Consider the following 13,491-nt stretch of genomic DNA (forward strand, 5'->3'; position numbering starts at 1 on the left):
ATCTTCGAAGCAAGCCATTGAAGAATTAAAGACACGTGGTCTTTCGGTGTATATGATTACGGGCGATAATGAGCGGACGGCTCAGGCGATTGCCAGACAGGCAGGCATTGACCATGTGTTTTCCGAGGTCCTTCCCGAGGAAAAAGCAGCTAAAGTGAAAATTCTTCAAGAAAAGGGACTGAAGGTAGCCATGGTTGGTGATGGAATAAATGACGCTCCGGCATTGGCTACAGCAGATATCGGCATGGCAATTGGCACTGGAACAGACGTGGCAATTGAGGCAGCTGATATCACATTGGTCGGTGGCGATCTGCTTCATATTCCAAAAGCGATTGATTTGAGTCGGAAAACGATGCGGAACATTCGTCAGAACTTGTTCTGGGCACTGTTCTATAATACGGTTGGCATTCCAGTGGCCGCACTCGGCCTGCTTGCGCCTTGGGTAGCCGGCGCTGCCATGGCATTCAGTTCAGTCTCTGTTGTTGCGAACAGTTTGCGCCTGAAACGTGTTAAAGTCTAAATTAAGAAAAAACTTATGTTTAAAATTCGCGGAGATTAAAATGAAGAAAGCTGTTAATGCAAAGAATTGTAATGATGTCGGCCAGCAATGATTTTGAATTGGTGGACGTTGTCTCAAAATAACTTTCTAAATAAAAGGAGATTGAAATCATGGCACAAACAACACTAAATGTAAAAGGCATGCACTGCGGACACTGTAAAATGTCTGTCACAAATGCGTTAAACGAACTGGATGGAGTATCTAATGTTTCAGTAGATCTTGAAACGGGTAAAGCTGCTGTTGAGTTTGATGGAGCTAAAGTCCAATTTAGCGACTTAAAGGAAGCTGTTGAAGAACAAGGCTACGAGGTTGTCGAGCAGAATTAATCGATCAAAGAAGTGCCTCTCCCGTTATGGGTCAGAGGCACTTTTTTTGCACTTACACGAAACCGTGAGGAAAGCGTTGGAAACTTAGTCTAGAAAATATCAAAAGAACTATTCTTCATTTTACATTGTTTCGACACATTTATTGTGTAATCTGATTTCAGTAGAGAAGGGAGGACAGTGTTCTTGATACAAAACAAACCACCAATTCTATTTGCTAATTTTGTAAGCAAAATAAAATTGTTCTAAAAAAATCAGTTCTAAAGAAGAGTGAAAACAAATGGATGTGGAGTTTCGGAAGGGATAATAAAAACACGCTGATGAATTATATCTCCCCCAAATAATCAATGACAAACAATAAAGTCACCAGTTTAGAGGTTGCTTATGTGATTGGTTAAAGTTCTAGGCTGATGCTTAGTTTTTTCCTGACGGCACGATCAAATCAAAAAAATTCATATGGATGTGCTTTTATATGCAAATTAGAAACATTAAAGTATTTCAGATTCTCATCTCGATCAGTTTTGCCCTGTTTATTATCTCGCTTTCAATTATATTGACGTTGCTATTTGTACCCTTGTATTATTTTGATATTGGTTATCTTGGGATTGACAGGCTGACGGGAATCAGCAGAGACACAATTATGGAAAACTATAAGTACATGATTCAATACCTTTTCAATCCACTGCCTCAATCATTCAGACTTCCGTCCTTGCCCTATTCAGAACGAGGACAAATTCACTTTGCTGATGTCAAAAAGATCTTTACTTCTATTGAAGTATTTTTATTCGTGACAGGTATTATAAGTACAGCCGGTCTGTACCGCAGCATAAAGCGAGGCGTGATTGATGTTCTGAAAAAGACATACCTTATTTTACTCATTTTTATCCTTTTGCTTTTTGCGGCATTTGCTGTGAACTTTAATGCAGTATTCATTCTGTTCCACCAGATCTTTTTTAGAAATAATTATTGGCTGTTTGATCCGGCATCAGACCCTGTGATCAACATCCTTCCTGAAACCTTTTTCATGCATTCTGCTTTATTTATTTTGGGTTTGATTGTTTTAAGCATTATTTTATTATGTATGGGCCACAGAAGGCTTTTAAAAAAGAAAAAAGCTGCCTTTTAATCAGACTTTTTCCTTTTGGTTCTTAATTTTTACTGTATGATGAGAGAAGGTGATCATGATGAAAAAATTACAAGTTTTAATGGTTGATGATGACTGGAAGCTGCGCAATTTGTTGCGAATTTATTTGTCAAAGGAAGGATTCGATACTGTTGAAGCCGCTGATGGTCATGAAGCGCTGCTAAAAATTCAAAATCAATCCTTCGATCTTGTTATTCTTGATGTGATGATGCCTAATATGGACGGCTGGCAGGTTTGTCAGTCTATTCGGAAAACACAATCCGTCCCCATCTTAATGTTAACTGCTTTAGGTGAAACCAAAGAGAAAGTTCAGGGACTGGAACTTGGAGCGGATGACTATTTAACAAAACCTTTTGATCCGGATGAACTGATTGCTCGTGTTCATGCTTTGATCCGCCGTGCATCAACGGTTTCATCGAAACAAATGGAAAACGATGTTCTGAATTTTCCATCGCTGATTGTTGACAGAGACGGACGTCAGGTTTTTGTTCATCATGAACAGATTGAATTGACACAAAAAGAATTCGATCTCTTTGCCACACTGGCAATAAACAGCGGTCGCGTTTTATCTAGGGAGCAGCTAATTGAAAAAATATGGGGTTATGATTTTGAAGGGGACGCCCGGGTTGTCGATATTCATATCAAAAATATTAGAGAAAAATTAAAAAAATCCGGTCTCACTTATAACCCGATTCAGACATCATGGGGTGTCGGTTATAAATTTGATACTGAGGTCAAAAAATCATGACCATCAATCGAATTGGACTGAAACTGGGTGCAGCGATTATGGTGCTGATGATTATGATTCTGGTATCCCTTGGTCTTGCTGTAGATCAGCTATTCACAAGTTTTTATGAGACGCAAATGAGAGAGGACTCACAGGAAATCGCTACTCATTTTACTACGATGGCTGAATCTGGTGACACTTCTTCCCAATTAATGATCCGGACATTTGCTGAGTTTTCAGATGTGAAAGTCTTCTGGGTGAATGTCGATGGAAAAATTCTGACGCTTTCGGGAGAAAGACAGCAGAATCTGTCACTTATCAGAGCACGTGAAACCCGGCGGATACTCGCAGGTCACCCTGTAGAATTTCAAACGAGTGATGCCCATGGAAATCGTTTTTATGTGATTGGCAAACCGATAAAGATGGGTAAATCGACAAGGCCTGCGATCTATATCGTTGCTTCAATGAAAAAGATAGACGATTCCTTACAACGACTCCGTAATTTGCTGATGTTATCTGGACTAGGCGCATTTTTACTTGCCTTAGGTATGATTCTAATCATGAGTAAACTTCTGTCCATCCCGCTGCTTCAAATGCAGAAAATGACTGAGAAAATGGCAAAAGGAAATTGGGACGCACGTCTTCAGATCAGAAGCCGTGACGAAATTGGTATGCTTGGGGACTCTATTAATGATTTAGCAGCCAGCCTGCAAAGATATCGAGACACCCGACGAGCTTTTTTCTCAACTATTTCGCATGAACTTCGAACGCCGGTAACTTACCTGCAAGGGTATGCCAAAGTTCTGAAAGATGGATTGGTGGATTCGGACAAAGAAAAAAAACAGTACCTCTCAATTATTTATCAGGAGTCCGTCCGACTCGAACATTTGATCAGTGATCTGTTTGACCTGTCAAAAATGGAGGAAGGCCAGCTCAAATTATCAATGGAATGGCTGGATCTGAAAGAAATTGTTCAAACGGCTGTTCAGAAAGTGAAACTTAAAGCGGAAAATAAACGACTAAGTTTGCAAACGGATTTGCATGACTCTATTCCCCTCATTCGCGGAGATCACAAGCGCATGGAACAGGTATTGTTAAATCTATTGGAAAATGCCATCCAATATACTGAGAAAGGCAACGTTGTTGTACAATTGGTAAAGCAAAAAGAGGCAACTGTTCTATCAGTTTCTGACACTGGTATTGGCATTCCCGAAGATGAATTGCCATACATTTTCGAACGATTTTATCGAGTGGAAAAATCAAGGGCACGTGAATATGGCGGGACAGGTTTAGGTTTGTCTATCGTGAAGAAGTATGTGGACATGCAGGGGGGAACGGTGCAGGTTGACAGCGAAATGGGCAAAGGGACCACATTTAGATTGATTTTTTCTCATGAAACAAAGCAAGGAAAGGACGGGATGAAGTCATGAAAAAAATTGATTGGTTTTTTTCACTATTTCTAATCATTATAGGGCTAACCTGTCTTCTCTTTTCTGCCAATGCTTTTGGTCATGAGAGCCTCCTCTCTTTTGGAAGAACCTTTTTTAAAGCTTGCATGTGGGTTGCCTGCCCAGTGATTCTGTTTGTCAGCCTTTCTTTATGGTTTCACTACAGAAATAAGAGATAGTGCTCTTATTTTTTTTTGCGCTTTTTTGAATTACTCAAATTCTACATGCTTTCCACACAGAATCCACATAAGTGCAAGTTACACTCTTAGATAAAGAAGGAAGAGGAGGAAGAGGTTAATGGATTGGAGTTGGTTAGCTTTACTTGCTTGTCCCCTGATGATGCTCCCCATGATGTTGATGATGATGAGAGGGGGCCATTCGGAAAAAGATCATTCAGGCCATCATAACGCACCTGGTGAAGTAAATGCCTTAAAGGAACAGAATAAGCTTTTACAGGAAGAAATTCAGCAACTTAAAAATAAGTAATGATTCAAGGAGGGATTTTTGATGAATTGCTGTGGAAATCACAATCATGAAGATCATGCACAGGCAAGTAAGGGACAGGGGGATCATGGTAACCATCAGAAAATGCATAACCGAATGATGGCACTATGCTTCATCATCCCAATAGCCGTGATCATCGGTTTGTTTTTAACAGGAGGTTTTTCGGGATCGAGCAGCTTGCTCATACTTGCCGCTGTTCTCATTTGCCCGTTGATGCACCTATTCATGATGCCGGCGATGATGAAGAAAGGCAATGGCCATCATCATTGATCTGAAAAAAATAAGTACCTCACTGCAGTGACGAAAAATTGATCCGATTTTTCGTCACTTTTTTTATTTATGTGGGAATGTTGGTATCAATACAGGACAGGATTTCTTTTCGTTGTTTAATGAAGGGCAGCAACAGCAATCACATTATCTAGAGAAGTCCCCAGATCTTAATTAATTTCTCCGCTTTCTCCGGTTGATCGCACATTTGAGCGATCACTTCATCAAGTCCGGGAATCTCTTTTATTTTTTTTAGCAACTCTTTGTTTTCAATGCTCTCGTAGTAAGACTGAACTTCATTAATGCGTTCCGTTCGACCAAGCAGGTAATCTGTGGAGACGCTTAAATAATCAGCAATTTGCACGAGCATGTCCGGATCAGGTTTGCGATCGCCTGATTCATAACGGCTAAGCTGGGCATTGGAAATATTTAGTTGACGAGCCATTTCCAGTTGAGATAGATTCTTCTCATCGCGCAGAAAGCGAATTCTGCTGCCTAGCGTATTCTCCATCCGTTGCGTTCCTCCCATAGTTTGGTGTGAACGGTAAACAAAGAGAATTTTATCATGTTCTCATTTTGTTAGTACTTTATTTACCAAACAGGAAAAATATATTGAAAAAGTCATGGGAAGAATGGTATAATTTTGAATAAAATTACCAAATAGGCAAAAGGGGCGATCATCGATGCTGACTGTTGACTTAAAAAAATTAAAAAAACTGAGAGAATCAAAAATGTCGCTTCAGGAAATGGCTTACCGTATTGGTTATCAAAGTGCGAACGGTTATTATTACTTGGAATGTGGACGCAGCAAGATCAGTGCGGAGACGCTCGCAAAAGTGGCGACCGTTCTAGATATTTCCATTCAAGAACTATTTACAGATTCAGATGATGAATAAATCCGGGATCTCTGAAAGATGGCAAAATTCATATTGGGTGAAACGCTGTCATTACTTTGATTTTGTCCGAGCGAATGATAAACTAGAGTATCGGATATAAACTATAGTGAATGAAGCAGAGAGTGCTCATGTGTGGAGATTTTTCCACCGGCCATCTCTGAAAGGAGACTTTTTATGTGCGGATTTTGCGGATACATTGCAAAAGATCATAATCTAGAGCCTGGTAATCATGAACAGAACGCGATGACCGTACGTGCGGAGACCATCAATCATCGGGGACCTGACGACGCGGGGTATTATACGGATAATCAGGTACAACTTGCCTTTCGTCGGTTAAGCATTATTGATTTGGCAGGCGGACATCAGCCGCTTCCTTATGAAAATGAACGTTACTACATCATTTTCAATGGTGAAGTTTATAACTATGTGGAACTTCGCAACGAATTGATTGAAAAAGGATATACATTCAATACAACGTCAGACACTGAAGTCATTGTTGCGCTTTATGCGGATCGCGGCGTGGAATGCGTGAATTATTTTCGCGGCATGTTCGCTTTCATTATTTGGGACAAACAAGAACAGACACTTTTTGCTGCTCGCGACCACTTCGGGATTAAGCCGTTTTACTACATGGAGGAGGATGACGGTATCTTTTTCGCTTCCGAAATGAAAAGCATGCTGATCGGTAAAGACAGCAATCCGGTTGCGGAGAAAGCCCTCCAATACTACCTAACCTTCCAATTTGTTCCTGAACCCTACACACTTGAGGAAAATATAAAAAGTCTTGAACCGGGACATTATCTTCTGAAGAAAAGTGGAGAACCACTACAAAACAAAGCATTCTGGAAGCCGACCTTTGCGCCTGTTAATCAAACCATTGACGAAGCAAAAAAGAAGATACAGGATGTCTTGATTGATTCAGTGAAAATGCATATGAGAAGTGATGTGCCTGTTGGGGCGTTCCTATCCAGCGGTATTGATTCCACATCTATCGTCGCTCTCGCGAAACGGTATAATGAAAATATTAAAACATTTACGGTTGGCTTTGCGAGCAAGGGATACAATGAAATAGATATCGCTAAAGATTCAGCGGAGAAACTCGGTGTTGAGAACTATGCGCTTGAGATCACGCCTGAGATGTGTATGAAAGAGATGCCGAGAATTATCTGGCATATGGATAATCCGCTTGCTGATCCGGCGGCGATCCCGAATTATTTTGTCTCTCGTGAAGCGAGAAAGCATGTGAAAGTTGTCCTCTCCGGCGAAGGTTCCGATGAGCTGTTCGGTGGATATAATATTTATCGCGAGCCAATTGCTCTGAACTGGTTTGAGAAGATTCCGAAGCCGGGAAGACAAATGCTCCACGCGCTTGCTCGTCAATTACCGGAGGGTGTGAAAGGACGAAGTTATCTGCTTCGCGGGACGACTCCGCTATCTGAGCGTTATGTCGGCAATGCGTTCATATTTAATGAAGAAGAAAAGAGATTTGTGCTGAAAACCTTTTCAGAAAACGCACCGTTTACAGATATTACAAATCCGATTTACAGACAGGCCTCTGAAAATAATAAGTTGGATCAGATGCAGCTTGTTGATATTGCAACGTGGCTGCGCGGCGATATCCTCGTTGTCGCTGATCGGATGACCATGGCCCATTCGCTGGAGCTGCGGGTACCATTTCTGGACAAGGAAGTGTTCGAAGTGGCCAGGACCCTCCCTGAAGCGTTGAAAACGGGGGAAGGTACAACGAAATATGCTTTCCGCGAGGCCATGCGCGGCATTGTTCCAGATTCAATCCTGTTCAGGAAGAAACTTGGCTTCCCGGTGCCCATTCGTCTTTGGCTCAAAGACGAAATGTACGACTGGGCAAGAAAAATAATCCACGAAAGCAATACGGACGCGTTTATTAATAAATCTTATGTATTCAAACTGCTTGACGACCATTGCAACAATAAAATGGACAATAGCCGTAAAATTTGGACCGTGCTCGTGTTCATGCTTTGGCATCAGATTTATATTGAAAAGACAGTGCATGTGACTAGTCAATCAGTAGTTCAAGCTTAAAAATAGAATGAGTAGTGCGAATAAAAGGATCCCCACTGCAGTAGCGGGGATCCTTTTTCAAATATAAATGACTTAGCGCGTCTGCGTTTCTCTTTCGCGCTCTAGACGCTCACTTGGCCGGAATAGAATGGTCAGGCAATATAAGGAGCAGAGTCCGACAATGCCATATACAAGACGAGAGAGCGCGCTTCCAGCCCCACCAAATAAAGTGGCAACAAGATCGAAGCGAAAGAATCCGATCAGACCCCAGTTAATACCGCCAATGATAAGTAGTACGAGACATGTTTTCTGTAAACCGCTCATAATGAACCTCCTTTTATGTGCGTGCTTTACTAGCATGGCTTTTTTTCCCACAACTATTCATTTAACGTTATTGAACAAAAAGTGAATGAGATGTGAAATCGTTTACAGATTATATGAATAAAAGAGGATCATGACTTGAATTTGCCGCGGTGGTCTTGTACAGTTAAGTAGGAATTATTTTAAACATTGGAGGCCGATGAAATGAGCAAGAAAGTCGCTTTTGATTACAGCAATGCACTTTCATTTTTTGCACAGCATGAATTGGACTATGTGACGGCGCAAGTAGCTACCGCTCATCAAGCGATTCATGAGAAAACCGGAGCAGGCAATGATTTTCTTGGCTGGCTTGATCTCCCGACTGCATACGATAAGGAAGAATTTTCTAGAATTCAGAAGGCTGCTGAGAAAATTAAATCAGATTCTGATGTATTGGTTGTCATTGGCATTGGTGGATCTTATTTGGGCGCACGCGCGGTGATTGATACGCTAAATCATTCATTCTACAACATGCTGCCAAAAGAAGAACGTAAATCGCCACAAGTTTTCTTTGCCGGCAACAGCATCAGCTCAACCTATCTGAATGAATTGTTCGATGTGCTTAAAGATAAAGATGTTTCGGTTAACGTTATTTCAAAGTCAGGAACAACAACGGAACCGGCCATTGCTTTCCGTGTGTTCCGTGAATTTCTTGAGAACAAATATGGCAAGGAAGAAGCCAAGGGAAGAATTTATGCGACAACGGACAAAGCCAAGGGCGCGCTCAAGACTCTGGCTGACAACGAAGGCTATGAATCCTTTGTTATTCCCGATGACGTCGGCGGGCGCTTCTCTGTACTGACTGCCGTTGGCTTACTGCCAATCGCTGTATCCGGTATTGATATTGATGAATTGATGACCGGAGCTCGAGATGCCCAGAACGATTTTAGCGAGCCGGAATTGAGCAAGAATGCCGCATATCAATATGCCGCAGTGCGCAATGTTCTTTATAATAAGGGCAAGACTGTTGAAATGCTCGTTAATTTTGAACCGCATCTGCACTATTTCTCCGAATGGTGGAAGCAGTTGTTTGGCGAAAGTGAAGGCAAGGATTTCAAAGGCCTGTATCCTTCATCTGCGGATTTCAGCACGGATCTTCATTCACTTGGTCAATTCGTACAGGAAGGCCGTCGCGTGATGTTTGAAACAGCTGTGCTTGTTGGCGAACCAAGAAAGAATGTCACAATCAAAGCGGAAAAAGAAAACCTGGATAATCTGAACTTCCTTGCGGATCAGACGATGGATTTCGTCAACAAAAAAGCGGCTGAAGGTGTTCGTCTCGCGCATACGGACGGTCAAGTTCCGCAGCTTGTTGTTACAATCCCTGAACTGACTGCGTACCACTTCGGTTACCTTATCTACTTCTTTGAAAAGGCTGTAGCAGTTAGCGGCTACTTGCTTGGTGTCAATCCATTCAATCAACCAGGTGTTGAAGCGTACAAAAAGAATATGTTCGCGCTGCTTGGCAAACCTGGCTATGAAGCAGAGAAGGCAACACTTGAGGCGCGTCTCAAGCATTAATTCACTGATCATGTGTCTTGTTCATTGATGGAGGAGGTTTCACCTGTAAAAAGGCGAAACCTCCTTATGTTTTTCTCTGATATAGTAAACGATCGACAAAATCATCTGCCTCTCCTGCAAAGCCGAGACCCGGCAGACAAAATCTTATGGAATTGATGACCCTAATTTTTTAGTTAACATTAATGGCTTAATTGTCCATAATGGATGACATAGGGTTGCTTTTTTCAATTTGACGGAGATGCCATTATCCCTTAACATGAATAGCAGTAACGCTCAAGCGGACAAGCTGTAGAGAGTGGTAAAGAAAGGAAGAGGACACGTGAAACGAAAAAATACCGGAATGTTTCCTAAATTGATCAGCATACTTTTAACATTTGTTCAGGTTGTTATTGCCCTTTACATCTTACTCCAATTTTTTGGTGCCAATCCGACGCCGTTCGTTAATCTGCTTAATAGCTTGAGCGAACCGATTCTTAAACCCTTTCTAGGTATTTTCCATCCCATTGTTTTTAACACGCACAGCCTCGACCTTTCTGCCGTCTTTGCCTTGATTGTGTACAGCATCATCGGATTCGGTATTCAAAAGATCCTGACCATACTAAAGATCAAATAATTGTTTGAACACTAAAAAAACGGATTCGATTGATCCGTTTTTTTAGCACTGATAAGAAAGTATAAAATATAGAAGATTCAAGGAAACGAGTGTAAGGGCAACTAAGGCTTTGCCTTCGCCAGAGGCTTGGCAAAGCCAAGTTTTCTAATCTTTAATTCTGCCCATGACAATGGTGTTATAGTAGTTGCCGTCTGAGAGTTTTTTGTCCTTCTTTAGTATTCCCTCAACTTTAAATCCCATCTTTTGATACAAAGCAATCGCTTTTGTATTGGTTTCGAGAACATTTAATGTAATTTTCTTAATGCCTTGTTGCTCTGCCCAAGAGATGGATTGTGTAAGCAGATTAGTGCCTATACGATGCTTCCAATAATCACTTAGAACACAGACGCCAAATTCCACTTTATGCGCAAGCCGCTTTAACATGCTGCCTTCACATCTTGAGTATCCGACAATCTGATCATCAGCAACGGCAACCAAAAAGAGATTTCGCACCGCATGTCCATCTGCCAGTATGAGCTGCACAAACTTTGCTTCGCCCATAAAGGCTTCACCAGACTCTCGGTCCATATTTTCGGTTTCACCGTCGATCTTGACTCTGATTTCAGAAAGTTGTGATGCATCTTTTGTCTCTGCGGAACGGATGGAGTACGCCAGTCCGTTCACAAGATAGTTCTTTTCAGTTATCTTCATTCTTTATTCACCCCAGTGACTCTTTCCAAAGAGAAGATATTATAACATAAGTGAATTCAAAAAATCCCCGAGTACAACTATTCGGGGATTTTTTGAATCAATTAATCAAATTTTCTCAATGAGTCAACCGGATCGAGATTAGCTGCTTTGGATGAAGGGGCAAGTCCGGCAATGACACTGATACCTATGCTGGCAATCAGACCGAACAGTACAAATCCCGGGGTGATATTCAGTATCGACACATGCATATGCGGCCTGGCAATATGGTTGCCAATCGCCGCGGCGATGAATGCGAGACCAACACCAACGGCACCGCCGAATAGTCCGAGCAGACTTGCTTCAGAGAAGAACAGGTGGCGAATGTCCTTGCGCCGGGCACCGATTGCGCGCAGAATACCGATCTCTTTCGTTCGTTCCGTGACACTGATGTACAGAACGACGATGATCATGATTGCTGAGACAAGCAGTGAAATGCCGGCGATTGCGGCAAGCACATAAGAATCAATGGCGATGTACAGGTTCAGAGAATCGAGAAACGCGCCGGCACCATTTGGTGTATAACCATTCTTTTTAAAGTGGTTTTGGACGCTTTTTACGTTCTCAATTTGGTCGATTTTAATGGTTGCCATATTTGCGTTCAATGTAAGTTTTTGTTTCTCAAACATAGTCTGCACAGTATCGTAATCAGCAGTGAGCATGCCCATTTGAGCGCTGCCGTTAAAAATTGCTGAGATCTTTAATTTTTTCTGCATGACAATTGGCTTTTGATTTTTATCTGTCATATTAACAGAGAATGTTACAGTTTTACCGATTAGGCTTGTTGGTTTTTTGGTTAGCTGTTTGGCAACATCTTTGCTCAACCCGATTTCATTGTTTCCAGGCAAATGGCTGCCCTTGGCAAGATCTTTTTCAGGTACAGCACCGTCAACGCTCTGGAAGTATTGAGGGATCGCCATTTTTTTACCAAGAGTGAGGCGTGTTGATGAAAGCCAAATCACTTTTTCCGCTGAAGTCACATGCTTAACTTTTTCTATCTTCTGGTACTAGCGTTGCATAAAAATTAGTTCCTTAAATATACGAATATTCAGAATTAGATTGGATCTTCCTGAATCAAAAAACTCAATAACCACTCAAGAGGTGATCCTATCCATATTTACAATATTATCCAATTAATTCAGAGACAACAGCGACTGAACCTTTTTTCTAGGTAACCTTTGGTTTCTTTTGAAATTTAATACGCTGAATCAGTTTTTTGCCGGATTGCCAAAGCAATGCCTTTAACCATCGGTTAAGTTGAAGCAGTGAGTGCTTTGTCTCTGTTTCCTGTTGAATGAGTACCATCAAACAGTGATAAATCAGCGCAAGATAGATTTGGTTTTGAATCGCTTCTTTGCTTTTTCCATAAAACTTTTTGATACGCACATGTTGTTTGATCCATTTAAAGAACAGTTCAATAGCCCATCGGGCTTTATAGATTTCGCTAATCTCTGTTGAAGCAAGATCAAAACGATTCGTCACAATACGTATCGTTTTTCCTTGATCATCTAGCACGGTAATTAAACGAAAAGCGTTGTCTGCCCTGTGTAATACGTCACCTAATCGGATCATTTGATCCGTGATGATGCCGCTATCTTCTGGAACATCATAAGAATGAAGCACTTGAGTCACTGCATTCTTTTTCAAACGAGAGACGAAAAACATTCCCTCTTCTGAGAAACGATCAAATGCCTGATAATCAATGTAGCCGCGGTCGAAAACATACATGGCATTCTTTTCATCTACAAGGACGTCTAACTGTGTTCGATCATGAACTTGAGCGGTTGTAATGACGGCTTTTTCAGGGAATATTTGTCCCTTACCCATAAATGCCAACCGAAGATGAAGTTTGACACCGCTTTTCGTTTTTCGAAAATGAGCCCATGGAAATTGATTTGAATTCAGCGTGACTGTAGTAGAATCCACTATTTTAAGAGAATTCGTGAGATCTGGTTTCTTTTTTTTCTTGATTTTAGCAACAAGTTCAAGAAAGATGTTCGCTAGAAGCTGTGAATCGACCGCATTATTTTTCCTGGATAACTGAGCCGCACTGATGGACGAAAAGCCGATTGCTTCTTGTAGCTTATCATCCAAAACACGAGTTGAGAGTGAATGCAGACTGTCTTCTTGGTGAAGATGTGCGTATAAGAAAAGCAAGATATAGGCTTTAGTTGTCAGCTTTTTTACGTATTTATCGCTTTGTTTTTCCTTGACCGTTTGGTCAAGTTGTTGAAAATTAATTGGATGTAACCATTGTTTAAATGAAGAGAATTGTGTATCCTTATCCATGCGTAGTCCTTTATTTTTGGATTTGGATAGGAATCACCTATTCTTCCATTATAAAGGATTATTTTGTTTGGAAA

16 protein-coding genes are annotated in these 13,491 nt (G+C 41.2%); 11 read left to right on the plus strand and 5 right to left on the minus strand.

Features of this window, described 5'->3' with window-relative positions:
- From BM003_RS16920 to BM003_RS16955, 7 genes are all read left to right on the plus strand, one after another.
- A partial coding sequence (locus BM003_RS16920; RefSeq protein ID WP_143128493.1) for an HAD-IC family P-type ATPase occupies positions 1 to 520 on the plus strand: 520 nt, incomplete at its 5' end.
- A gap of 149 nt (positions 521 to 669) precedes the next feature.
- Positions 670 to 885 (plus strand): copper chaperone CopZ, encoded by a 216-nt coding sequence (gene copZ / locus BM003_RS16925; protein ID WP_093674801.1) that lies wholly within the window; start codon positions 670 to 672, stop codon positions 883 to 885.
- Positions 886 to 1,354: 469 nt separating this feature from the next.
- Positions 1,355 to 2,008 carry a TIGR01906 family membrane protein gene (locus BM003_RS16930; protein ID WP_093674802.1) on the plus strand — a complete coding sequence of 218 codons (654 nt, stop codon included), beginning with the start codon at positions 1,355 to 1,357 and terminating at the stop codon, positions 2,006 to 2,008.
- 58 nt (positions 2,009 to 2,066) lie between these two features.
- Positions 2,067 to 2,774, plus strand: coding sequence for a response regulator transcription factor (locus BM003_RS16935; protein WP_177184855.1), 708 nt, complete (start codon positions 2,067 to 2,069; stop codon positions 2,772 to 2,774).
- On the plus strand, positions 2,771 to 4,183 hold the full coding sequence (locus tag BM003_RS16940) for a sensor histidine kinase (protein ID WP_093674803.1): 1,413 nt from the start codon (positions 2,771 to 2,773) through the stop codon (positions 4,181 to 4,183). Before BM003_RS16935 ends, BM003_RS16940 begins: the two co-directional genes overlap by 4 nt.
- Positions 4,184 to 4,498: 315 nt before the next feature.
- A complete protein-coding gene (locus tag BM003_RS16950) occupies positions 4,499 to 4,687 on the plus strand; it encodes a hypothetical protein (RefSeq protein WP_093674805.1) in 189 nt (62 codons plus the stop codon).
- 21 nt (positions 4,688 to 4,708) lie between these two features.
- The gene (locus tag BM003_RS16955) at positions 4,709 to 4,975 is read left to right on the plus strand and encodes a DUF2933 domain-containing protein (protein ID WP_093674806.1); all 267 of its coding nucleotides are present in this window, start codon (positions 4,709 to 4,711) and stop codon (positions 4,973 to 4,975) included.
- A gap of 148 nt (positions 4,976 to 5,123) precedes the next feature.
- On the opposite strand, the gene BM003_RS16960 is transcribed toward BM003_RS16955, so the two are convergent.
- A complete protein-coding gene (locus BM003_RS16960) occupies positions 5,124 to 5,483 on the minus strand; it encodes a helix-turn-helix domain-containing protein (RefSeq protein ID WP_093674807.1) in 360 nt (119 codons plus the stop codon).
- A gap of 172 nt (positions 5,484 to 5,655) precedes the next feature.
- Here BM003_RS16960 and BM003_RS16965 point away from each other — a divergent pair, with 172 nt between their 5' ends.
- Positions 5,656 to 5,868, plus strand: coding sequence for a helix-turn-helix domain-containing protein (locus BM003_RS16965; protein WP_093674808.1), 213 nt, complete (start codon positions 5,656 to 5,658; stop codon positions 5,866 to 5,868).
- A gap of 174 nt (positions 5,869 to 6,042) precedes the next feature.
- Positions 6,043 to 7,929 (plus strand): asparagine synthase (glutamine-hydrolyzing), encoded by a 1,887-nt coding sequence (asnB, locus tag BM003_RS16970; RefSeq protein WP_093674809.1) that lies wholly within the window; start codon positions 6,043 to 6,045, stop codon positions 7,927 to 7,929.
- Positions 7,930 to 8,001: 72 nt separating this feature from the next.
- Here the strand turns inward: asnB and BM003_RS16975 are convergent, their stop codons facing one another.
- The gene (locus tag BM003_RS16975) at positions 8,002 to 8,232 is read right to left on the minus strand and encodes a DUF378 domain-containing protein (RefSeq protein ID WP_093674810.1); all 231 of its coding nucleotides are present in this window, start codon (positions 8,230 to 8,232) and stop codon (positions 8,002 to 8,004) included.
- A 201-nt stretch (positions 8,233 to 8,433) separates the two neighbouring features.
- On the opposite strand from BM003_RS16975, the gene BM003_RS16980 reads away from it, so the two are divergent.
- Positions 8,434 to 9,789: a glucose-6-phosphate isomerase gene (locus tag BM003_RS16980; RefSeq protein ID WP_093674811.1), complete on the plus strand. Its 1,356-nt coding sequence runs from the start codon at positions 8,434 to 8,436 to the stop codon at positions 9,787 to 9,789.
- Between the two features lie 319 nt (positions 9,790 to 10,108).
- Entirely contained in the window at positions 10,109 to 10,402 is a 294-nt protein-coding gene (locus tag BM003_RS16985; protein ID WP_093674812.1) for a YggT family protein, read from the plus strand.
- 144 nt (positions 10,403 to 10,546) lie between these two features.
- Here the strand turns inward: BM003_RS16985 and BM003_RS16990 are convergent, their stop codons facing one another.
- The 3 genes from BM003_RS16990 to BM003_RS17000 form a co-directional block, all read right to left on the minus strand.
- Entirely contained in the window at positions 10,547 to 11,092 is a 546-nt protein-coding gene (locus tag BM003_RS16990) for a GNAT family N-acetyltransferase (protein WP_093674813.1), read from the minus strand.
- A gap of 101 nt (positions 11,093 to 11,193) precedes the next feature.
- Positions 11,194 to 12,108, minus strand: a complete 915-nt coding sequence (locus tag BM003_RS16995; RefSeq protein ID WP_093674814.1) for an ABC transporter permease — start codon at positions 12,106 to 12,108, stop codon at positions 11,194 to 11,196.
- A gap of 187 nt (positions 12,109 to 12,295) precedes the next feature.
- Complete coding sequence (locus BM003_RS17000; protein ID WP_093669713.1) at positions 12,296 to 13,417, minus strand: IS4 family transposase; 1,122 nt, start codon at positions 13,415 to 13,417, stop codon at positions 12,296 to 12,298.
- Positions 13,418 to 13,491: the final 74 nt, after the last annotated feature.

Source organism: Sporolactobacillus nakayamae (assembly GCF_900113325.1).
GTDB classification, from domain to species: Bacteria; Bacillota; Bacilli; order Bacillales; family Sporolactobacillaceae; genus Sporolactobacillus; species Sporolactobacillus nakayamae.